16 protein-coding genes and 1 pseudogene are annotated in these 23,930 nt (G+C 51.4%); 3 read left to right on the top strand and 14 right to left on the bottom strand.

All coding sequences use genetic code 11. The features are described from left to right. Nucleotides 1-50: 50 nt before the first annotated feature. From HA49_RS13800 to tssH, 14 genes are all read right to left on the bottom strand, one after another. The gene (locus HA49_RS13800) at nucleotides 51-2,234 is read right to left on the bottom strand and encodes a type VI secretion system Vgr family protein (RefSeq protein WP_245610205.1); all 2,184 of its coding nucleotides are present in this window, start codon (nucleotides 2,232-2,234) and stop codon (nucleotides 51-53) included. Nucleotides 2,235-2,316: 82 nt separating this feature from the next. Beyond that, nucleotides 2,317-5,901 (bottom strand): type VI secretion system membrane subunit TssM, encoded by a 3,585-nt coding sequence (gene tssM, locus HA49_RS13795; protein WP_038018461.1) that lies wholly within the window; start codon nucleotides 5,899-5,901, stop codon nucleotides 2,317-2,319. Between the two features lie 12 nt (nucleotides 5,902-5,913). Next, entirely contained in the window at nucleotides 5,914-6,144 is a 231-nt protein-coding gene (locus tag HA49_RS21270; RefSeq protein WP_052752510.1) for an OmpA/MotB family protein, read from the bottom strand. Nucleotides 6,145-6,154: 10 nt separating this feature from the next. Then, on the bottom strand, nucleotides 6,155-7,291 hold the full coding sequence (gene icmH, locus HA49_RS13790) for a type IVB secretion system protein IcmH/DotU (protein WP_052752509.1): 1,137 nt from the start codon (nucleotides 7,289-7,291) through the stop codon (nucleotides 6,155-6,157). Further along, nucleotides 7,288-8,637 carry a type VI secretion system baseplate subunit TssK gene (tssK, locus tag HA49_RS13785; protein WP_038018459.1) on the bottom strand — a complete coding sequence of 450 codons (1,350 nt, stop codon included), beginning with the start codon at nucleotides 8,635-8,637 and terminating at the stop codon, nucleotides 7,288-7,290. Before tssK ends, icmH begins: the two co-directional genes overlap by 4 nt. A 3-nt stretch (nucleotides 8,638-8,640) precedes the next feature. Then, complete coding sequence (gene tssJ / locus HA49_RS20630; RefSeq protein WP_052752508.1) at nucleotides 8,641-9,126, bottom strand: type VI secretion system lipoprotein TssJ; 486 nt, start codon at nucleotides 9,124-9,126, stop codon at nucleotides 8,641-8,643. Between the two features lie 167 nt (nucleotides 9,127-9,293). Further along, nucleotides 9,294-9,779 (bottom strand): Hcp family type VI secretion system effector, encoded by a 486-nt coding sequence (locus tag HA49_RS13775; protein ID WP_038018457.1) that lies wholly within the window; start codon nucleotides 9,777-9,779, stop codon nucleotides 9,294-9,296. Nucleotides 9,780-9,921: 142 nt separating this feature from the next. Next, entirely contained in the window at nucleotides 9,922-11,421 is a 1,500-nt protein-coding gene (gene tssC, locus HA49_RS13770; RefSeq protein ID WP_038018455.1) for a type VI secretion system contractile sheath large subunit, read from the bottom strand. A 16-nt stretch (nucleotides 11,422-11,437) separates the two neighbouring features. Beyond that, nucleotides 11,438-11,968: a type VI secretion system contractile sheath small subunit gene (gene tssB / locus HA49_RS13765; protein WP_072055940.1), complete on the bottom strand. Its 531-nt coding sequence runs from the start codon at nucleotides 11,966-11,968 to the stop codon at nucleotides 11,438-11,440. A gap of 103 nt (nucleotides 11,969-12,071) precedes the next feature. Next, complete coding sequence (locus HA49_RS13760; protein ID WP_046791836.1) at nucleotides 12,072-12,641, bottom strand: fimbrial protein; 570 nt, start codon at nucleotides 12,639-12,641, stop codon at nucleotides 12,072-12,074. After that, nucleotides 12,632-15,259, bottom strand: a complete 2,628-nt coding sequence (locus HA49_RS13755; RefSeq protein WP_052752507.1) for a fimbria/pilus outer membrane usher protein — start codon at nucleotides 15,257-15,259, stop codon at nucleotides 12,632-12,634. Before HA49_RS13755 ends, HA49_RS13760 begins: the two co-directional genes overlap by 10 nt. A gap of 84 nt (nucleotides 15,260-15,343) precedes the next feature. Beyond that, nucleotides 15,344-16,087, bottom strand: a complete 744-nt coding sequence (locus HA49_RS13750) for a fimbria/pilus periplasmic chaperone (protein WP_211259078.1) — start codon at nucleotides 16,085-16,087, stop codon at nucleotides 15,344-15,346. Nucleotides 16,088-16,227: 140 nt separating this feature from the next. Next, complete coding sequence (locus HA49_RS13745; RefSeq protein ID WP_038018451.1) at nucleotides 16,228-16,782, bottom strand: fimbrial protein; 555 nt, start codon at nucleotides 16,780-16,782, stop codon at nucleotides 16,228-16,230. A gap of 67 nt (nucleotides 16,783-16,849) precedes the next feature. Next, nucleotides 16,850-19,495, bottom strand: coding sequence for a type VI secretion system ATPase TssH (tssH, locus tag HA49_RS13740; RefSeq protein WP_038018449.1), 2,646 nt, complete (start codon nucleotides 19,493-19,495; stop codon nucleotides 16,850-16,852). A 483-nt stretch (nucleotides 19,496-19,978) separates the two neighbouring features. Here tssH and tssF point away from each other — a divergent pair. The 3 genes and pseudogenes from tssF to HA49_RS13725 all read left to right on the top strand — a co-directional run bounded on the left by tssF (nucleotide 19,979) and on the right by HA49_RS13725 (nucleotide 23,920). Then, nucleotides 19,979-21,849 (top strand): annotated as a pseudogene (gene tssF / locus HA49_RS22010) (type VI secretion system baseplate subunit TssF). Next, nucleotides 21,846-22,883, top strand: a complete 1,038-nt coding sequence (gene tssG / locus HA49_RS13730) for a type VI secretion system baseplate subunit TssG (RefSeq protein WP_038018447.1) — start codon at nucleotides 21,846-21,848, stop codon at nucleotides 22,881-22,883. The pseudogene tssF and the gene tssG overlap by 4 nt, the downstream one beginning before the upstream one ends. Then, nucleotides 22,880-23,920 carry a type VI secretion system protein TssA gene (locus HA49_RS13725; protein WP_046791835.1) on the top strand — a complete coding sequence of 347 codons (1,041 nt, stop codon included), beginning with the start codon at nucleotides 22,880-22,882 and terminating at the stop codon, nucleotides 23,918-23,920. Before tssG ends, HA49_RS13725 begins: the two co-directional genes overlap by 4 nt. The last annotated feature ends 10 nt before the right edge of the window (nucleotides 23,921-23,930 follow it).

Raw genomic sequence — 23,930 nt, 5'->3', positions numbered from 1 at the left:
ATTCACTCCTTCTCAATAATATCTTTTTAGTCTTACCTGCCTTTATTTAATCACTTTTTCGCCACCAACTCCGGATCCGGACTAAAGGGCGGTGTGGGTGTCGGCGTTGGCGTTGGCGTCGGCGTCGGCGTTGGTGTCGGCGTCGGTGTCGGTGTCGGTGTCGGTGTCGGTGTCGGCCGGGGTTCCGGACGGATGTATAAGCCTATCAGTCCCGCGACTGAAGGCAGACCGGGCATACCCACTATCGCACCACAACAACAAACATCAGGCCCATAGGCAGGTCCGTCTCCAGGGTTAATATCCACCTGCCCACCCTGCAGGATGAGCTGACTACTACCAATTATTCGCACTCTGGGTGCGCTAATCACCAGTTCCCCTCCAGAAGTAAGCGTCATTATTCCACCAGCGCAGAAGGTCGCTGCCCCACCCGCTGCCAGTTGATGGGCGCCCCCTACCGCAATAGCATGATATCCGCCGACCGCTGTCATAAACGCTCCGCCGACATTGATCCCTTTAGCCCCTGCTACATTATCGTTCTGAGCCCCTCCGACCGTGATGCCCACTATCCCGCCGACGGCCAGCTGACTATTACCACTGATGGCTACGGTTTCATCCGCACCAATAAATACATTTCTCGACTGCCCTACTATTTGCTGTTCATTTCTTTTCGTCAGGCGATGCATATCCAGTTCAGCCTGTTCCTGGTAGGTTTCCGCCCCGGGTTTGTCGTCGAAACGAATACCATTGAAATTATTACGCCCTCCGCCAAGTGATCGACTGATCAGCCCGCTTTGCGTGGCATTCTGCGGCAATTCCCAGGGAGGCATAGTAAAGTTGTTGTACAGACTGCCAAGAATGAGCGGCCGGTCAGGATCACCATTAATAAAATCAACGATAACCTCATGACCAATTCTGGGAATGCAGATACCACCAAACTGGGTTCCGGCCCAGGGCTGGCTCACCCTGAGCCAGCAGGAATCTGATTCGCGGTTAGTGCCGTAACGGTCCCACAAAAACCGAACTTTGACCCGACCGTATTCGTCAGTCCAAATCTCTTCTCCTGGCGGTCCAACCACCAGTGCAGTTTGCGGCCCACAGGTTCTTTTTTTGGGGATAGTTCGGGGATGCCGGTAAATTTCAGAGGAAGGCTGCACACTAAAATCACAATGCACGTTAAAACTGTGACCACTGCTGCGTTGTTGGATCTCACTGATCTCCAGCCTGCTCCGCAGTACCAGATATTCACAGTTTGCCTGTTCCAGCGGATAGCGTTGTAAAGTAAAACGGCAACCCGTGACCAGTGTCGAAACCGGACCAGATCCGCTGCTACGGAGCCCTGTTGCCCGCCGCTCTTCCATGCGTACCCTGGCAAGTAGTTCACCCGTTGCGGTATTATCAAAGTTACCAGGCCAGTCGAAGATCTCTTGTTGACCAAAACTGATTTGCTGAGGCTGGCTGTCAAGCGACATAATATCGGCCCGGGAACGGGTAAAATCATAATCATCTGTCACCCAGCGTCCGGGCGTGATCGTCTGCTGATAGTGAAACTCTGAGATATAGTCCGCATCTTTGTGCGGAGCATGTGCCGCGTAGGACAGTGGCTGACCGGGAGAGGTTATGTGGCTGCGAACATTATCTACCAGCACTAATTTGTGCTCTCCTTCAGCGTGTTCAAAGAACCAGTAAATCCCCCATTCTTCCATCAGACGCTGCATAAAATTAAAATCTGTTTCACCGTACTGCACCTGAAAATCGAGTGGCGGATAAACCGTCACCAGTCGTTTTTCATAAGGGAAATCATATTCTTCAAGTATCTGGTCAATAATCCCGGTCACACTCTTATCACGAAAAATCCGGAAATCTTCGGTCAGTTCGGCAAGATATAACCATGGTCTCAGCACTATCTGATAAACAGCCTGATCCCCCTGTCGGCCAACATAACGCATTTGCTGAACGATCCCCGAAATTTCCCGTTGTGGCAGGAAAGTCACTTCTGGCCGGGAGTCTCCGCCCTGTTGCATGCTGACTGTCATCTGCTTACCTATCAGCGAGCGGATATCAATATTCGATGCAATCTGCCAGTTAATCGAAGGGGAGTCCGGAGTCATTGCGGTTAGGGTGTAGCTATATAATCCTGACAAAGATTCCTCGCCCTGTAGCTTCGAAATCACCAGTCCTGGTTCACCCGCTAAGTACGGCATCGCTGCACTTTTTAAACAGATTGTTCGTTGCATATGTCACCTGTATGAAGGGTTGCTGGCCGACAGTAGTTCCACTCCCTCCGGCCTTCCCTGGCGTTACCCGCCGCCCGTTCGGTTAACGGCAGCTAAACCGCCTGAGTAATTTCATGACCGGTTGCTGTTCAGAGACCAGACCGTTCGACGAAAACACCACTTTTTTTCCTGCCGGATTAAATTCGGCTGTTAGCTCTCCCGATGGCTGAAGCCGCAAAGCGCTGGCACTCTCAAGCCAACGAAACAGGGCCCAGGGTCCAGTCCACTGACTGACAGCGATATCTCCGGGCTGACTGGCGGTCAGACTCAGAGTTACCGGTCGGGAAGCAATCCCCTCCGGCCATTGCAGATTAAGAGGGCGAACCGGACCGTGGGAATAACTCAGTTTCTCTGAGCCCATGACCAGCTCAAGCCGGTTAATTGCAGGAGAAAGATACTGAACAGACAAACTCAACGATAGCGAGGGCTGATAACTGTCACCCCGTGGAAAAAACAGGCTGCGTATTTCCCGGGCCCTGCGAAACAGTTGCAGAGACTGATGCTGCGGATCTCCCACAGGGATATTGATAAATTTCCATGGGTTTACCGTGGTATCGACTTTATCGGCCAGATGCTGACTGAAGTAATTGTCGGCAATCCCCCCCGGTGCAAAAAAACGGCTAAAATCTGCCAGACTGACATCCCGTTTGCTGTCTGCGAACGGATAGCGCCCGGCGAGATTTTTGCGGCAAAATGCCCCGGGGCCTTCACTGATTCCGCTGGAACTGCGCCCGACAGAGGTACTCCTGATCCGCAGTGAGATCTGATCAAGTAACGGCAGAATGATATTCCTGAGTGGGTCCGGCCAGTTTTGTGAACCGGCCTGCAACCCGGCGGCCAGTACCGGCCAGGTGGCAGGAGCCTTGGAGGTTAGCGGGTCTTCATTCAGTCGGAATAATAACTGCAGCTCGTTAAGCTGACCCAGTAACTGATTCAGACCGTTACCGGGTTCAGACGACTGACTTTTGTTAAAGCCTTTTTCACGTCCGGTGACGAACTGACGCAAGGCGGTAAAGTGACTGTCCGTGTGCAGCCATACCAGTTGATCCAGCGTCTCAGACCCACGCTGACCGGCATTCGTCAACCGTTGTGATGTCGTGCTGTTAGCGACAGCTCCGGCGACTGCAGGTATCCATGATTCCGCCGATAGCAATGTGGTTTCAGCCACCAGCCGTTCCAGCAGCCTGACCAAAGGAGACCCGGCAGTCGCTAACCGTGAAAGCCGGTAAAGATCCCTCTGCTGTCCTGCTTCTGTAGACTGCGGGCCAGTCATCTGCGGCTGTGAAATCCGGATGCTGACCAACATTTGCTGCCAGTAACGGGTGTATTCGTCCAGATAATGGATAAGGATATCACGACTAAGTGCGGCTGTTTCTGTGATATCCGCAGCCCCGGAGCCGTGCTCACTGCTGTTCATTACCTGCCAGTCTTCCCTGTCCAGACCAGACAACAACAGCAGTAGCTGTTTCCTGAACTGCAAATATCCCCGGGCAGTAAACCATCCGTCGATATTTTGTTGCGGGACATCCGTACGTTGCACAAACCATTTCCCTTCCGCTCCCTCACTGAGAGCTGCCAGCGAAAATGCCGGCGGCGAAAGAGGGGATAAGCGCTGTAATAGCTGCTGATAAATCCTTGCCGGACGGGGCTGCCGGGCCAGTAGTTCACGGGCCCGCAGGATTAACTGCGGGTCGGCCTCCTCCCCGCGTTCACGTTCCAGGGGATAACTAAACAAAGCTAACAGGTCCGGACCGAAATCAATTTCGCTACGATAATCAGGACTCTCCTCTGACGGGAGCAATGCCGGAGCAAGCATACTGGCAAGATAAACCGCGTCAGCCGGGACTAATCCGTAGACCATCAGGTAAATTTTCAGCTGCCTGAACAATATTGCCATATCGCCCCGGGCTACCGCCTGCTCCAGTGCCACTCTGGCATAATCCTCCGCCGGCGGAAGCAGTAACTGACGTAACGCTGACTGATAGACTCCTTCGGAAACCTTAGCCACCTCACCGTCCACAAAGACAATTCGCCCCGAATCCTTGTCAGGTTGCTGCGATAATCCCCTTAACCCTTCCAGCAGTCGGGCAATAGTCGCCAGACTATATTCACGTTGCAGGTAATCCTGTTGCTGATGCAGCAGGTTTAGCTGATATCTGACCCCCTTCAGGTAGCGGGAATGGCTGGCAAAGCTGCTGGCCATACCGTAAAGCAGCCCGGAAATGATCAACAGCAGGAGTATATATACCGGCCAACGCAGCCTGCAGAAGCGAAGAAACGTCAGGCGAGTATCCTGAGCGAGCCGCTGATCATTGATAATCAGTTCGCAAAATAGCTGCTGAAGAAAATACGGACGTCCTTTGATATCTTCTGTCTGAGCACCCGGCACCGCTGTTTCAGCAGTCTGAGAGGGAGCTTCCTGAACAGCAGTGAACTGCGAATGCCAGCGGCTGATAATCCCCGGGGCATAATTGCAGGCTTTCCGGTCTGTCTGCCCACTGCTGGTCAGGTAAACTCCCCGCAGCGCAGTTCGCGACGGCAAATCCTCATAGAGGGAAACAAAAAACAGTGAGCAAATAAATTGTTCTGTCTGCTGACAAAGCAGTTGTAATTCCTCAGGAAACGCATACATTGCCCGACGATTTTCTACATCATACTCACTCTGCAAACGACGGTTCAGACCTGCATCTATCCTCTGCTGGAGCTGGCCTAAATGCTGGTGAACATATTCAGCCACTGAGGTATTCCTGGTCTCCAGGGGCAAAGTGATCCCCCAGATCTGACGTCGTTCTGCATCGCTCAGATAATGAAAATACTCCTCAAAACCTTTAAGTCGATCCAGATGAGTCACCACAACATAGACCGGGAAACTGATACCCGGAATCTGTTGTAACGCCGCTAACCGTGTTCTGAATACACCGGCCAGTTCACTGACCGGGGATTTATCGCCGGTCAGAAGATCAATCGCTGAAACAGTGACTATGGTTCCCTGAACAGATTTTGATGGGCGATATTTTTTTAACAGACGAACAAATCCCTGCCATTTATCCGCCGACGTTTCCGGTTCGCTGATAACTTCTCCACGGGTTTCAACATATACCGCATCATTTGCCAGCCAACAGTGACAGTCAGCCTCATCAGTTTCGTGGACTTTTTCGGCTACCGATTCCCCCCCCGGTGAAAAATAATGGCCCGAACGACAAACGGCCGCTGTTTTCCCTGAGCGGCGGGCACCTAACAGTAAGTACCAGGGAACATGGACCGGCTCTCTGAAAATAAACCGCCAACCACGCGAAACAGAGGGACGTCGTGTCGTCCTGCGGATAACACGGCGTAGCATCCGTCCCGTATGACTGAACGTATCTGTAGATTGCCGGGTAACGCGTAGCTGGCGACGCCGGACTGAGCGGCGATAAAGTAAAATCCATCCGGACAACAACACTGTGACCAGTATCGCGATGAGCAGGACGCTGAGAATACGTACCGCTATGCCAGTGAAATGGCGGTCCTCCTCTCCTCCCGGATACACAGCAATAAACCAGACCAGTGACAACAGGATAGCAATGACGACGACACCCAACAGAACTCTGAACAAAGGGTATGAAAAAATTCGGCTGACAAAAGACATTGAGAACCTCACCTAATAAGTGACAAAAAGCTCAACCCGGCGATTTTTAGCCCGGCCTGCCACGGTGGAGTTACTACTGACTGGCTGCTGGTCGGCCAGCCCCCGGACCGTTATGTTGTTCTCCTCAAGCCCATTCTGTGTAAACAGTCTGGCAACCGCCGCTGCACGCTGTAGTGATAACTGTTGATTATCAGGAAAGGCGGAATAACGGACCGGCAGCGCATCGGTGTGCCCCACAATCACTACCCGTCCGTTAACCCGAATGATCTGCCGAGCGATTTTTTTTTAGCAGATTGCTGGTCGCAGGAGACAATAATGCGGAGCCGGATCGAAAAGAGGTGTCCCCCTGCAACGTCACATGACTCTGTTGCGGAGTCTCATTCACCGTGAGTAAGTTGTTACGAATCTCTTCCTGTAACAGGTCTGTCAGGCGCAACCGGCTCACAGTGACCGGCGATGGATAGCGAAAATTCTGTAGCGCATAAATCCCGGCAATCAGTGGCTGCTTTTCAGCAAACAGCACCATTTTTTCTGCCAGCCAGACAGCACCGAGTATCACAACCGCGAACACCAGACCATTAGGCCAGGAAACAGCAAATCGCCTGGCAGGAAGTGGGGGATCTCCGGGCAAATCCCCCATAATCACCGGTAGCTGGGCGGTTTTCTGGTAGTTCTCCGCCAGCACCAGCAGACGCTGACGGATCCCGTAAAGTTGCCGGTCCCCTTCGGGTAAAATGCTGTAACGTCCCTCGAATCCCAGCCCCAGAATGCGTAACAGGATATTCAGTACATCGGAATAGTCAGCAGGATGCATTGAAATCCGGCCAATCAGCAGGAAAAATTTATTACCACCATCGTTATCATTCTCGAAATAATTCAGAAGGTTACTCTGTGACCAGCCGGTCGCAACCCCCCACGTTTTACTGTGCGCTGCCTCATCCAGAGCTGTACACAGGCAGTAACGCACAATGGCCATTTTCTTCCAGGGAATATTAATTTCGTCGCATAGCTGGGTGAACCGGGTTATTTCACTTTTGAGGATCTCTTTCAGCCATAGAACATGTTGGAGATCTTCAATCGAATCCGGAAGGTCAGCCAGTACCCTTAGCAACGGCGCGCAGGCTTGCTGCAGTGGGCAAGCGGCAGAAAGAATAGATTCGGGGGTCTGCCTGTCGGCCTCCACAGACAGGAGCAGTGCGCTGAGTTCTGGCGACAGACTGGCTGTTGTCCAGGGTTCAGAGCCAGGCGCGGTATGATTTGCAGAATCTCCTGACTCCCAGATATCCTGGCGGTCCAGTAAAAAATCGCCCCAGGATTGTGCGGAGTGGTCACTGTCAGTACCTGCAGCACGGGTGGTTTGAGAATCTTCAGAGTATTGGTCACTGGTCATGATGCTCTGATCCCCCAAAGTTCCATGCTCAGGCCCGGAAAATGCCCGGCAACATGCAGAGCCAGTGCACCGCTGGCAGCGATGCTGCGCCAGATATCACTGTCACGCAGTAATTCGAAATAGACATAACCCGCCTGGCACGGAATCTGCCTGGGAGGCTGGCGTAATGGCAGCAACAACAGCCCCGACAGATGAGAACGCACCAGTTCCGGAAGTTGTTGGGGGGAGCTGATTTTACTTTGCGATACAAACTGCTGTTGCAGGATATCGGGAGCCATTCCGGCCTGAACGGCCAGAACGACTGCCGAAAATGCAGCAAATTCTGCCGGTAGCAGCTTCGCCGTCCACAGGCCATTGCCCTGCGGCTGTAACTCAATCATCTCCCCGGCTCTGACTAATACCTGGTTCAACAGATCATGAACTTCGTCAACCAATGGACGCAGAGAGAGATATAACTGTGAATGCTGATAACCCGGTAAAGGCGAGGGTCTCCTGCTGTCGACCCGAATATAAGTCGATAATTCGGCAGCCAGGGACGCCAGAGTCTGGTAGAACCTTAGCGGTGAAGATTCAGGAATCTGTTTCAGGCAATCCAGTTGCACCTGGTAATTATTAAAAATCTGCAATAACAGATAATCTGTCAGGTCTCCGCCGGCAACAGTAGCTCCCTGACCTGACGACAAATAGCTGGCCAGCATTTCTGCCCGAATCTTCAAAAGCCCGCTCAAATGATTCAACCAGTCGGTCAGTAAAGCGCTGGTCCCGAGCTGAGTGACAGGCGGCAGGTAATCATCATCATGCAGTTCCACACTGCCATCAGGGCGGATTGTCCTGACACGGGCTACGGGCAGGCCAATCCATGATTCATTCATTTCCGTTTCAGAACGGAGTGCCAGCCGTAATCTGCCCAGCTGAACAGGTTTTACCCCCTGGCGGATCGCGTTACTGTCGCAGATATCTTCCTCCATGGCGCAAAATCTGGCCAAAGAGCCCGGTTCATCGGGATTAAAAATGGTCTCATCACAGTTATCTAACCGCAGCGGCACGGCCAGCCAGAACACCTTACCGGCATCTGAGGGCTGTAAGGTTACTGGCACAGGTAATGCCGCATGGCCGGGCAAATCAAACGGCGTACCATCGGGGAAAACACCCACGGCACTGCGCATGACGAGTTTTCCGTATTTCAGCGCCTCATGGTCTGTTTCACAGCGGCTAAAACCCCAGAAAAAAATGCCTGATGAACCGGAGCGACGGTGAATAAAATATTCGAGATAACGCTCCTGTTGCTGAAAAATTTGTGGGCGTAGGAAAAGCCCCTCACTCCAGACGACTTTATTCGTTTTCATGGTTCATTCCGTTTCACCAATAGTCAGTTCGGATTTTTGAAAATGCGCATAAAAGACGTTGTGTTGCGGGAGAATTAGCCTGCGCCACACTGTTGGCTTCCAGCCGGGCGAAAGTTTTACACTGGATTTCCAGCGCGCATGTTCAATTTCACGATAGCCACCGATCACACCAATTGCCGCAACCTGTTCTGTAATATGCAGCGACAACGTCCTTGTTTCTCCGGGTGTTAATACCCCGTCATACAACTTTGTAATTCCATTTTGTAAAGAGCCTTGCCTCCTGCCAGTAAAATCAAAGTAATTGCTCTGCGTGAAAAATTCAGTGTCTGTCAGACTGAACAGCATAATACGCAAAGGGGCCGGTTCCCCTGAAATATTCGGATTAATATCGCCATCAGCTGTTAATGTGACATTAATAATCCCTCCGGATGTTTCAGGGCGAAAAAAACTACAGGAAGCAGAAACAGTGATCATTATCACCAATAACATCGGTCTTATCATTATCCTTTATATCCTGCTCCTAAGCCCTGATAATTCCCGCCAGTCACAGTAATTCTCTCACTGCAGATAATTCACAGGCAGTCACTATTATCTTAAGATGAGCTTTTCGTTCTCACGAATACTGCCGGATGCCACGCCGCCATCCGGCATAACGATTAGTTTTTCTGATTAGCTTTAATGTCATAACTGGCCGAAATAATCCCAGACTTGTTACCTTCGGCATTTTGTATGACGTAATCCTCAGTGAACTTAGTGAAAGAGAAGGTCACTTCCTCTACAGGGCGGTCATCATTACTGGCATTACCTGAGAGGTTCACCCGGGTAATGATGGCATCACTGAATTTTATCGTCAGATATTCCAGGGGGTCACCTCCCGCTTTTCGTATCACAAAATCAATATTTTTAATATGCTTACCTGACAAACAGAAATTTAATAAGTTAGGGCTGGACTTATCGACATAATGAGAAAAATTAAAATCCTCTACTGTCGCTTTTCCGGCCCCCCCACCAGAACCGCTGTGCATATTTGAATGCTGAAGACTCTCCCAACTCCAGGTAAGCACTTCAATTTCATTTTTGTGGGTGGCATCCAGTGATTCACCTTCAATGCCTTCTATTTTTAAAAACATATCCTGAGCCATAATAATCCTTTTATGAACAGTTCGTGAAACAAGTGATAATGGAATTGAATATCAGAACACAGAAAAAACATTCCCCTGTAATCCTGAGTAATATATCTGCAGGTTCTTTTCTGGTCAGATATTCAATCGTTTATTGCCGTTTTCAGGCAACATCTTTTAGTGAAGGAAGTCGGGCAACCATCCTCAGTGATACCGTCAGACCTTCCAACTGAAAATGAGGGCGCAGAAAGAATTTCGCCTGATAATATCCCGGATTATCTTCTGCATCCTCGACAATAACCTCAGCCGCGGCCAGGGGTCTCCTGGCTTTAGTTTCCTGAGAAGAATTTGTCGGATCTCCGTCTACATAATTCATGATCCAGTTGTTCAGCCATTTTTGCATCTCTTCACGTTCTTTAAAGCTGCCTATTTTGTCCCTGACAATACATTTCAGATAGTGAGCAAATCGGGTACAGGCGAATAAATAAGGCAGACGCGCTGAGAGGCTGGCATTAGCCGTGGCATCCGCATCATAATATCCCGCCGGTTTCTGTAACGACTGAGCACCAATAAATGCGGCGTAGCCGGTATTTTTACGGTGAATCAACGGAATAAACCCATTTTTTGCCAGCTCCGCTTCACGGCGATCGGATATCGCAATTTCTGTCGGACATTTAATATCAATCCCGCCGTCATCGGTCGGGAAGGTGTGGCAGGGCAGATTCTCCACCAGCCCGCCACTTTCCACCCCGCGGATCATAGTGCACCAGCCATACTGCCTGAATGAACGATTCACATTCACTGCCATGGAATAGGCGGCATTCGCCCACACATACTTGCTGTGATCCGCACCGTCAGTCGCCTCTTCAAAGCTGAACGCGGCCACCGGCTGGGTAGCAACCCCATAGGGCAGACGGGCCAGAAAACGTGGCATTGCCAGGCCGATATAACGGGCATCTTCAGACTGCCGTAATGTATTCCAGGCCGCATATTCCAGGTTTTGGGTAAATATTTTGGTGAGATCCCGCGGGTTAGCCAACTCCTGCCAGCTTTCCATCTGCATTACCGCCGGGGCGGCACCCGAGATAAACGGAACATGTGCAGAGGCTGCAATCTGAGCAATAGAGGCCAGCAAATCAACATCAGGTGGCGAGTGATCAAAATAATAATCGGCGACCAGGCATCCGTAAGGTTCCCCACCCAACTGCCCGTATTCTTCTTCGTAGATTTGTTTAAACAGCGGGCTCTGGTCCCAGGCTATGCCTTTATAGCGCTTTATGTTACGTCTCAGCGTTTGCTTGGAAATATCCATAAAACGCAGTTTTAATTTTTCATCCGTTTCTGAGTTCGAAACCAGATAATGCAGTCCACGCCATGCACTTTCCAGCGTCTGAAACTGGGAGTGATGCAGTATCAGATTAATTTGCTGCGTCAGCTTACGATCTATTTCAGCAATCAGTGCCGCAATGTTCAGATAAGCGTCATCCTGGGGTATCAGGGAACTGGCCAGCGCCTGTTCTGCCAGGGTTTTCACCGCATTTTCGACCGCGGACTGGGTCTGCCGGCTGCGGGGCTTAAACTCTTTCGCCAACAACGCACTGAAATCTCCTGCTTCTGTGGTTGTCATCATGGGTTGTAGTGCTTTTTCTTCCTGAATAGCCATCTCCGATTCCTCCGGATTATCTGTTTTCCTGTTCCTCAGAAGAACAGTCTTGTACATCAGGCCTGTTCGCCAGACTGGCAAGCAGTGTTTTATCCTGCAAAATATTCATGACCAGACTCTCTGCCCCAGCTTTACCATCCATATAAGTCTGAAGGTTTGCCAGTTGTGTGCGGGCCAGCAGAAGTTCTGCCAACGCAGGGACCTTGCGCGCAATCGCATCTGGCAGGAAATCATCAATGCTTTCAAACGTCATATCGACAGGGATCACCCCGCCGTCGCTCAGGGTATTAGGCACTGTGAAAGCTACCCGTGGTTGGATCGCTTTCATCCGCTCATCAAAATTATCAATATCAATGTTGAGGAATTTTCTCTCTTCTGCTGCAGGCTGGGGGATTTTGCTCAGTCCGGATAAATCGGCCAGCACGCCCATGACAAATGGCAGTTCAATCTTTTTTTCGCTGCCATACACTTCAACATCATATTCAATCTGCACCCGTGGAGAACGATTCCTGGCGATAAACTTCTGTGAATTTTCCTTAGACATAATGGCTGTTACTCTCTGGTTGAAGAAAATTACAACACTGTTACAGGCAACTGTTACGTGTCATTAGAACAGGACAGCGTAAGCGCCCTACCGCTCAGTGCCTGTACTACTGATAATCGACGGTGATACTGGCTACCGAATGCACATCACCAGAAGTCGCGGCGAGCGGTCGTGCAGAGAAATAGCTCACACTAAACTGATGACTCACCGCCCCTCCCGCGACCGGAATGACATAATCCTGTGCCGTTGCGGAATCATTAATCACCATCTGAGCACCGCTTTCATTACGTACGCGAACCTGAACATTGCGACTGTAGCCTGTCCCGGTCTGATTCAGCAGATTTCCGGTTGTATTATCCATCGCTGCCGGATCACTGTTGAATACCAGTTTCATCGTTTTACCCGACGGACATCCCTCCAGTCGGATACTAAAAGGTGTACTGCCGGCCTCTCCTCCGTTATTTCTCAGGGTAATATTGGAAACCCTTGGCATGATAACTGTCTCGGTGCTGCTGTTGCCATTTATCACCACATCACAGGTTTCATCGACAAATACTCCCTGAAAATCCACATTCAGCGGTGTACCAAAAGTCACTGCCTGAGCCGAAAAACAACCAACCGACAGCAACAGATACCGGCAACAGTAAAGGGCTGAATAGCGTAAACTTAGCGACATATCACCTCCGCACGGCTGAGCTTGCCGTCTGTGCCTGAGGCCATTATTTTGGCGACCGCCTGGCTGGTGCCGATGGTACAAAGCCGGGTATTGGTGGCCGAATTGACATACAGATGGGCCGTCGCTGCATTCCACCCACGTATAAAAGCCATTCCCCCCTGACCCACAATGCCCATTGAAGCCCCTTCGCCATCGACCAGTTGGCTGCCAATAGGCAGGAAATTTCCTGACACATCACGAATAACCAAAATCAGAGGTTTTCCGACAATCGTTTTTACTTTGACGGGTATCGCCGCTCCCATACGCGGAACAACCACCTGTTCATTTTCCAGCACATCCACCGTATCCGGCAGACCACGGGTATTCACCGATACCTGATTTTCACGATAAGGCGTTAATGACGGAGCGATGGCATAACCCCGGCTGTCGATTTCCGCCCCATAACCATTCATCAGACGGGCTCCGGTTGCCCCTGGCGCATTGACAATAGCGAACGGGTAATCACCCAGCGTAGGCCCGGCAGTGATTCCGCCGCTGTGCCCGACCAGACTGCCGTTGGCGCTGAGTGATAACTGTCGTGACTGATCGCCCACCGACAGGGTCGAACTAAACTGCCCCGCGGCCGTGTTGTAGCTACCGTTGCCATTAAATGCATAGTGGGTCGTATCATCCCGGCTTTTCGTCGTTGTCGTCCCGATACCGTAACTCAGCGCATTTTGTTCACCCCGGCTTCCCGAGGCATTCATCTGCAGGAAGTTATTACCACTACTGTCGTGGCTGAATGTTGAATAAAAACTGTTAAACAACGGTTTATCACTGATGTTATACCGGGGGCTCAGAGGAATACTGGCCGACAGCAGAATACTGTTATTGTTATTCCCCTCACCGTCAAAGCTACGCCCTACCCCGATCGACCACGAAAACCATGGATGTGATTTACTGAAAGTGATGGCATATTGATTCACCGGACGACGATCATTCCAGTACTGGTAAAAACTTCCGGACAGTGTAATACGACTGTTCCACGGTAGCGGCTGAGAGATATTTAAAGAAAAGCGCTGCTTTGTCCGATAGTCAGTCAGGTAGTAATCACGGTACATTCCGTAGCGTTCGGCAGCCGCATCCCGCAGTGAATAGAAGCCCCGCGATGAGTAACGGTAAGCCGCCAGATTGATATTAGTGCCGGTAATATCCATATATTTGCTGAATCCAAGATTAAAACTATTCCCGGTAGAGGTTTTATTATTCTTTAAGCGGCTTTTGGCGCGGGTAATATTCATCGATACCCCGCCCAACGGCGTATTAAATGAGTGTCCGGCAGCAACCGACAGATAATTTTCCGAAAACTGCCCGCCACCATATAAGGTATAAAGGTTGCCTAACCCGTACTGATAGAACGCCTGTAAAAACCAGGGCTTTTTCTGCATTCCGCTTTCTGCCAGTTCTCCGGCCGCAACAGAATAGCGGGAAACACCGGCATGCAGCAGCATTGGCGGGGCAGAGAATGGGACAAGACTGCTACGACGCTGGCCGTCTGCTTCGATAATGGTCACCTGCAAATCACCACCATATCCCATGGCTCCGACACTGTTCAGCTCGAAAGGGCCGGGAGGAACCGTGGTTTCATAAATAAGCTGTCCACGCTGTGTGACCTGGACCCTGGCATTGGTTTCGGCGGTTCCCCGAATGACCGGGGAATAACTACGTAACCCTTCCGGCAGCATACGGTCGTCCGAAGCCAGCTGAACGCCCCGTAACCCAACGCTGTCAAACAGCTCTCCCTCGGTCGTGGTTTCTCCCAGTGTCAGTTGCCCTTTCAGCTGTGGGATATCCCGTTGAACCCAGGTATAGAGGTTGTCGGTTTTCGCAGATGAAGTGTCAGAGAGAATACTGGTTGAACGGGTTCTGAATCGCCAGCCGTAAACATTAATCCCGGTCAATAACCCCAGGTTAGCACTGACACTATGCCCTCTGCCGCCACTGTAGGCTTTTGATAACTGTTGGCTATAAAAATTGGTGCTGTAGTCTAAAAAAATAACGTTGGAACCACTGTCCCATCTGGACGGGTCGATATACCCTTGCGGATATTTAATTAAATAGACCTGAGGGACCGCCAGTTGCAGATTAAAGTCAGACTGATCGTACTGAGTGCTCCCCCCTTCCACCCATTGTTCCAGCCGGCTGCACTGTGCAGCCTTATCGTTAGTCGACTGAGGGCGATGCCCCATCAGCGGCGGATTGATCCCAAACTGCTGCAACTCATCAAACGAGAAGCAAGGCTGCGCACTATCACTGCCGGTCACCGGGACAAAGTAGACGTAAAAGCGCCCACGGGTCTGCCCGTTAACAATAATATTGACAGATGTCTTGCCTGGCGGCACCGGGTTTCCGGAGGAAAAGCTGCCAACATCAATGGTCAGCCCGTGAACAAAAGCACTGTTAAATCTGACCACCGAAGTTTCCCCCGTCCCGTCCGCATATTCCGTGATGATCTGTACAGGGGGCGGAGAGGAAGCCAGGGCAACCGGCGCTATCATCAGTGTGCTACTGAGCACCGGAACCCACAGTTTTTTACAACTGCGGACAGCGCTGCACTGTTCAACTACCGAGGCTAACATTTTCAACTCTCTGACTCCTTTCAGTTCATTGAAGCGGATATCGTGTTTCTGCCGGCTATATCCTGTCGGCGTTCCGGTCACCGGTTACGAATTATCGGCGGACGGAAAATTCACTGACCAACCCTCAGGCGCGCGCCAGGAGGCTTTCCCCGTAATCGCAGTGCCATGGTCATTCAGTAAATCAAAATCTATTGAGCTAATATTTTGCGGCAGACCTTTCTTGCCGGTGGGAGAAAAAACCGCTTCAGAATAAGGCGCGACCATCCCGGGGCTCAGCGGATACACCGAATTGCCAGCGCTGACCTGCATCCGACCAAAATTAAAATAATAAGGAGTGGGGTTATTCACTAACACCCCAGCTGATTTACCCGAGCGCGTTACCGTCCAACGCAGTTTTTCGGCATTTAAAGTACTGTCTGCCGTCAGGCTGGCCGGGCGGTAAAATATTTTTATCCTGGTGCGAAAAGCCAGTTCCAGCCGGTCTTTTTGCTGGTATTGCTCATTCACCGCAGGAATTTCCAGCAAATTAAACCAGTACACCGATTCACGGTCGTCGGGGAGTTTCATTCCGTTATAGATAAGCCGCACACTCTGACCTTTCCCTTGGTCTATCCGGTAGACCGGGGGAGTCACCGTGAATGGCACGGTCATCGTATTAATGTCAGCGTTCTTACTGCCATCATCGACCCAGACCTGAACCAGTACCGGAGATCCTCCCCGGTTGATTGTCCTCACAGTCGCCTCACGTTCAGCCCCCGGAAAAATGATCCGGGTACCGGTGATAGTGACACCTGAACTGGCCGGTGATGAGAATCCCGCCAGTAGCATAAATAACGCTGTCAGTGGTGAGAGTACTGCCTTGTAACATCTCATATTCATAACCGTGGATTAAAAAATGAAACCGGGCCTTCCGGGAACAGGAAACCTGAACTCCTGCCCCCGGGCTTAACGTATATCGGTGATGCGGGTTACGGATAAGCCAGCGTATAAACGATATGTGCACTAACCATACCAGCCCCGACAGCGCCGGTAGAGTAATAACCCCCGGCATAAGTCATGGTGGCGGCACCGTTCACAACATCCACTTCTGCGCCGGTATCGCCCGGACGGATTTGTGTATGGTCTGAGTTAAATAACCTCACCTCAACATTGGTGGCCGCATTGGTGGTCCCGCTGGTAGCGGTATAATCGTTGACCAGGTTCCAGGTCTTATAGTTAATCTCTCCGGTGCCGATACTGCCGAGCGGTTCAAAATGTGCCTGGACTTTCTTAAAGGAGCCGGGGCAGTCTTTGACCTTGATATTGAAGTTTTTGATGCCCGCTTCAATACCCGCGGTTTGCATAGACTGGCTGGAAACAGTAGGCAGTAACACGACCAGGTTATCATTCTCAATAGTGCAGGTATCCGTCACCACCTCACCATTAAAGGTCACCAGCCCCTGACCAACCTGTAACGCAGAAACAGGTAATGATATTGCCGGGATTAAAACCAGCAGAGTTGCAGATAACTTTGTTATTTTCATAAAAATTCCCTATTTAATGATATTCAACAGAGCAAAACACGACAATGTATTACGGCATCCTGGCGGATTATTCAGTTATTCCCTCTTGCGAGGTCCCGTGAGGATTCACTGTCACTCCATCAGCATCAGAATAGCTGACCATCACACCCTCAACCGCTATTACATCCGGACTGGACGGTGACAAAATATAAGCGGCTATTACCGGTAATACTTTCCGTTCAATCACATGGATAATGCCTCGCGCACCAGAACCTGTTGTCCGGCTAAGGTTAATAATATAATTCAGTAACGACTCAGAGTATTTCAGACTCATATTGTGCTGCTGAAAGAAACGCGCAGAGACTTTATCCATCTGACTCCGGACAATATCTTTAAGTACCCCTGAAGACAGTGGGAAATATGGTATCACGCAGACTCTTCCCAAAAACGCAGCGGGGAAATAGTTGAGTAGTTCCGGGTACAATTGTTCTGTCAGTAAAGTACTCTCTGCCTCCTCTGTCGTATTCGCCAGTAATTCACTGCCGATGTTGCTGGTCATTAAAATGAGTGTATTCCGGAAATCTATCTGTCGCCCTTCGCCATCCTCCATTCGCCCTTTATCAAACACCTGAAAAAACAGCTCATGAATATCAGAGTGGGCTTTTTCAATCTCATCGAGTAGTACCACGCTGTAAGGTCTGCGCCGTACGGCTTCAGTCAGAACCCCGCCCTCGCCATAGCCCACATAACCCGGGGGTGAACCTTTCAGCCCAGAAATACTATGGGCTTCCTGATATTCACTCATATTGATGGTGATTAAATGCTGCTCGCCACCGTATAACTCCGCCGCCAGCGCCAATGCCGTTTCAGTTTTGCCAACGCCTGACGGGCCGGTCAGCAGAAACACCCCACAGGGTTTTTGCGGGTCTGCCAGTCCTGCTTTGGCAATGCTGATATTTTTGCTCAGTTGCTGCGTGGCATGAACCTGACCACGTACTCTGCGGTTTAGCTTATCAGGCAGTTCCTGCAACGCCTGCAGATCGTCTTTAAGGACCCGCCCCACAGGAATACCGGTCCACTGGGCAACAATATCGGCCACTGCAGCGGCATTAACTTCAGTCCGCACCAGAACCGGGGTAGCCTGTTGATCACTGAGATCCGGCTGCAGTTGCTGTAACTGCTGTTCCAGATTTTGCTGTTGTTCCCCTTCGGCAGATTGCCATTGTGAACGCAACTCACGGATTACAGACAACTGCTGACATTGCTGGCGCCAGCGTTGTTCAATGATGTCAGCCTCAGTGTTATAGCGGGCAATCTGTTCCTGTAACTGCAGCGGATCTGCTGTCATTCCGGCCAGACGACGAGGGGAGTCGGTCAGTGCCAGCTCTCTGTGCGCTGACTCCGCCAGAAACCGCAGCCGTTGCAGTGCTGCCGGTGGTGTATATTCCGCCACAGCTGTTCTGGCGCAGGCCGTATCCAGCAGACTAATGGCTTTATCCGGTAGCTGCCGTTCCGGAAGATAACGGTAAGAGAGCCTGACGGCAGCCCGGACGGCCTGGTCTGTGATCAGAACATGGTGGTGCTGTTCAAGCACCGGTAAGACCCCCCTGAGCATCTGTATGGCCAGATCTTCTGACGGTTCTTCGATCCTGATGACCTGAAAGCGGCGGGAAAATGCGGGATCTTTTTCGATATAACGTTTGAATTCCCCGCGGGTGGTCGCGCCTATCGTCCGTAAATCGCCTCTGGCCAGCATAGGTTTCATCAGATTTGCGGCGTCACCTGTACCGGCAGCCCCACCGGCTCCCATCAGAGTATGGATTTCATCAATAAACAAAATCACCGGCCACACCGACTGTGTCGCAGCCTCCAACACTGCCTTCAGACGAGCTTCAAACTCTCCCCGGGTTCCGGCACCGGCGGTTAAAGCCACCAGATCGACGGCCAGTATCCGGGCATCACTGAGCTGTGGCGGAACTTCACCGGCAGCAATCGCCAGCGCCAGGCCTTCTGCCACCGCAGTTTTTCCAACACCGGCCTCCCCCACCAGCAATGGATTGTTTTGCCTGCGGCGCAACAGCACATCAATCAGGCTGGTGATTTCATTGTCCCGCCCGCAGACCGGGTCAATTTTCCCCTGACCCGCAAGTAACGTAAGATCTGAGGTGTAAATGGCCAGTGCGTTATTAAGCGATGAACTCTGATGGCTGATTTCATGATGACCCGGCAGGGTCTCCGGATTCGCCGTAAACTGACGTTCCGGCGAGTGTGCGGTGATAGTGGTAAACTGTCGGCGGATTTCATCGGCTGATAACACAGCAAAAACCCGCGAAATAGCCAGTAACGCCCGACACAATTCAGGCTGAGTGAGCAATGTGACTAACAGATGCCCACTGTGAATCAGCGGGGCGGGTGCGTCTTCCAGACTGGCAATCATCCAGGCACTTTCTATCGTCTGATCGATGAGCGGCGAAAAATCGCTTACCGAAGCAGACCCGGCAGGTAACCGGCCCAGGGTCAGCAAAATATCCGTTTCCAGCTGCGCATGATCCACAGCAAAAAAGCGCAGGACACATTGCAGGTCACTGTCTGGTTGCATTAATAAAATATTCAGCCAGTGTACTAACTCTACTTCAGGATTCCCCTTCAGACGACAGAGATCCGTTCCACGCTCCAGAGTCTCTGAGAGTAGCGGATTCAGTTTTCCGAATAACGTTCTTCTGGAGATTTCCATAATAACTCATCCTGTCTGACGTAAGCGCAGTACCTATTTTCAACAATAAGACTGCAGTGATATCCATTTCACTTCGCGGCAGAGAATAACTAAACCACTGACCAAATAAAAACATCCTGTTCACATCAGGATTAATTTAAGAAAACAGCCCGATGCAAATTCCTAAAAAAATAAAAAAAGACTTTCGGCTTATCTTCCCGCATGACAGAAAGCGATAATAGAATCATTATCACCAGCGATAAGAGACTGACGAAGAGTTATGGCTGCTTATCACCGGGTTTAATTCAATCATTGATTAACAGATCAATAACTCCAGCGGGTAAGTATTACGGGTACGGCAACAATAACGGAATGACTGTTGCTGTTTTCCCGCAGACCCGTGGTTTTAGTCAGAGACAAAAAGTATCTGAATATATGACAGGCGACCGTTACCCTGACCGGAATGAGGGACTGTCATTCATTAACAGCCAGGCAGGGAACGCCGTGGAACAACAATTTCTTGAATATTACAACCGCGAACTCACCTTCATGCGCGAAATGGCACTGGAGTTCGCCGCTAAACATCCGCACATTGCCGGTCGTCTGGGAATAGAGGGGGCGGGGATCGCCGATCCTTATGTCGAACGGATGATCGAGGCTTTCTGCTTTTTGTCTGCCCGTACACAGATAAAACTGGATACCGGATTCCCGGAGTTTACTCAGCGACTGCTGGATATCCTCTGCCCTGAGTTTACCGCGCCGACGCCATCGATGGGCATAGTCCAACTGACACCGGACCTGCAAGCCGGCGATTTATCCCGGGGCTATACCGTCCCACGCCACACAGCCATACGGAGTAAACTGTTACCGGGCCACAATATCCGCTGCGAATTCCGCAACAGCCAGCCGGTGACGCTCTGGCCACTGACCCTCAGTGCGGCCAGCCTGAGCACCCTCCCCGCCACCCTGGAAACGCTCTCTGCCGGACCTGTAGATATTTCTGACTGCAAAGGGGCACTGCGACTCCGGTTAGAGCTGGCGGGGGAGCAGACTTTTTCTGCCATTGAAGGGCCGGACAATCTGCCGTTTTACATTCAGGGAGACGAGCATATTGTTTCGCAGTTGTTTGAACTGATACATCGTCAGTGTGTAGCAGTGTGCATTATCGGGGAGGACAACCAACAGCCCACTATGATGGCTGGCCGGGAAGCGCTCTGTTTCGAAGGGTTGTCTGCAGAACAAAGCCTGTTGCCGGTTCGCTGGAATATGTTTCACGGCCATCATCTGCTGCAGGAATATTTCTGTTTCCGTCAGCGTTTTTATTTTTTACCCTGCGGCAACTGGCGCACGGTTTAAAAAACATCCACAGCAATCAGGCCGACATCATTATCCTGCTGAAAGAACTGCCGCAACATCTGATAGCTCATGTCAATGCGAGCCGCTTCTTACTGTATTGTACCCCGGTGATTAATCTGTTCCCGAAGCAACTCGATCAGACGGTGATTGATCGCGCCAAAAATAGTTTTCATCTCGTCCCCGATCGCTGCAACCCGATGGAGTATGAAGTGTTCTCGGTGGAGAGCGTCAGCGGTATGGACGGCAATCACCGTACGGAAATGATGTTTAAACCTTTGTATCAGACCCGGCATAACTCACCGGGCCCTGGCGGACGCTATTTTTCACTGCAAAGGAAACCGACGCTTCAGCCAACGGGCGGACATTCGCCAGTGAGTCAATATCAGGGTACCGAACTGTTTATCTCTCTGGTCGACCAGCATGATGCTCCCTACTGTGACGATCTTCGGTATCTGAGGGTCGAAGCGATGGTCACCAACCGGGATTGGCCGCGGCAGTTAACCAGTGATGCGACTTGCGGATTAACCATGCCGGAAGGCGTACCGGTGTCAGCCGCACGGTTTGTCATTCCGGTAACTGCTCCCCGCCCCCCGTTGGCTACCGGAGAATCAGCCTGGCAGCTTATCCGCCAGCTAAGCCTGAATTACCTGCCCTTTACCGGGGTCACAGCGCCTGCCGGCGCAGAGGCACTACGGGAGTTACTGCATTTATATACCCGCGGGGATGACCCACAAGCCGCGACACAGATAAACAGCCTGACAGGATGTCGTACAGAAGCGGTAACCCGCAGACTGAAGGGAGATGGACTACTCAACTATGGTCGCGGGGTCCGTTGTACCCTGACGATTGATGAACAAGGCTTTTCCGGTTGCAGTCCCTGGTTATTTGGTCTGGTGATGGAAAATTATCTTTCCAGGCATGCGGCAATCAACGTGTTCACCGAAACCTGGCTCTGGTCTGTACAACGCGGTTGTATTGGTCGGTGGCCCGCAAGGCCCGGTAAGCGAGGCATATTATGACTCAGCTAAACAGCCCCCGGACCGGCGACCTTAGCCACTGGTATAACAGCGCCGCCCCGTGGAACAGCGGGTTTATCAGTCTGATGCGGGTCATTGCAGCGCGTTCACCTGCGGCCCCTGCGCCAGGGACGGCCGGTCTGCCGGCTGAAGATCCCTTCCGTCTCAAACAGACCGCCAGTTTACTGTTTCCGCCCGGTGAAATTGCCGGGCTGAGTGACAATACCGCCTGCCCGGAAATTTCGCTGTACTCACTGGGAGTCTGGGGCCCGCACAGTATTCTGCCATTACACCTGACTGAAATGGCCTATTTAAGGACCAGTCGTCAGGACCCGGTGCTGAATGATTTTACCGATATCTTCCATCACCGCGCATTATCATTGTTTTACCGGGCCTGGTTTGTGTGCCAGGACTGCGCAACTCTGGATAACTCTCAGGATGAGTTGTTTTCTGCCCGTCTCAGTTGTCTGGCGGGCCTGACATTCCCGCAACAAGACGCGGCCCGGCTACCGGCACATGCCCAGCTTTCAGCTGTCTCTCATTTATTACGTGAAGCCCGAAATCCGGAAGCTCTGGCGAATACTCTGCAACACTATTTTGGTTTCCCGGCAAGGGTTGAAGAATATGTATCGCAGTGGATTTCTCTGGACCCGGCCGACCACACCTCTCTCGGTCATCCGCATACTGCGTGTACGCTCGGCGATGGGGCGATACTGGGTGACAAGCTGATGGACAGACAGCATAAATTCCGGTTAATCATTGGCCCTCTGTCACTGAATGATTATCTCTCTTTCACTCCGTGGGGAAGAGACCTGCCGGTGCTCAGGGAATGGGTACGCTTTTTCACTGGGCTGGAATATTGCTGGGACGTCCGGCTGCTACTTTCCGCCAGCGAAGTACCACTGGCCAGTCTGAATGGCAGCCATCAGCTTGGGCATGCGGTATGGCTTGAACGTCTTCCCTCCTATCTGCCACTGGCCGGAATGTGCTTTGAGCCGGAAATCTGCGGCGATTCAAATTCACAGGAATTATCATGACACAGGCGAAATTCCCGGATTTACCACCACCCGATACAGACTACCGGGCTTTATATCTCCCGGTCAGCCCGCTTTCCCCTTGTGGTGACAATCCTGATGATGACCCGCAATTTCTACTGCTACAGGCCAGCCTGCGGCCAAAATCTGACACAGAATACGGAGACTATTACGAAGCGGCAGAACCAGTGAACTGGACGGATTGTGCCAGCTTAGCCAGCAGGCTACTGACTAACAGTAAAGACATCCGGTTGATTATTATCCTGATGCGTTGCCGGATAAAAGCCACAGGCCTGTCCGCTCTGGCCGGGGGGATTCAGGCATTACTTGAGCTGCTAAAACGTTGGCCGGAACAGCTTCACCCTCAGTTATACGACGACGAAGAGTTTATTCCACAGATTCGGGCCAATGCTTTTGCGGAACTTGAAGATCCGCAAGGGCTGCTCGCCGATATTCGTCACTACCCTCTGCCTAAAACGGCAGGGATACAAATGACCATCGGGGAATATGAAAAAGCCCGAACCCTGCCAGCCAGCCGCGGTACGGTATCGGCCGACACTGCCGCCCGCTTATCTGAACACTGGCAGACAACAGACTGTCCGGAAATCATTGCACTACGGCAGGCCGGGGAGATGCTGGAATTATTACAGCAACAGTTACAGATAAATCTCGCCCCTCTGGCTCCGGATATCAACCGGCTTGCCGGATTGCTGTCACTTTTTAACTCTGGTCAACATGCCGCTCATCCTGCTATTTCGTCAACGGAGCAATTTTCCTGCATACCGGAACCGGAGGAAACCAATGCGGTTACCCGACAACCAGTCATACCGGCCCCGGAGACTGCCAGTCGTCTGGTGATTCGCCACAGAGATGAGGCATTAGAATATTTACAGCAGTTAAGACACTGGTTTAGTGAGGCCGAACCCGGAAGTCCTGCGGTTCAACTGCTGGCACTGACCGAGGCGGGGATTGGCAAAAGTTTTCCCGAGCTACTGGACATATATCCCCCGGAAATTATCTCACTTCTGAAACATCACTAAGGACCATATT

Origin of the sequence: Tatumella morbirosei (assembly GCF_000757425.2) — a bacterium.
Classification (GTDB): domain Bacteria; phylum Pseudomonadota; class Gammaproteobacteria; order Enterobacterales; family Enterobacteriaceae; genus Tatumella; species Tatumella morbirosei.
Note: the sequence above shows the minus strand (reverse complement) of the source record. Positions and strands in the feature narration are given on the sequence as shown.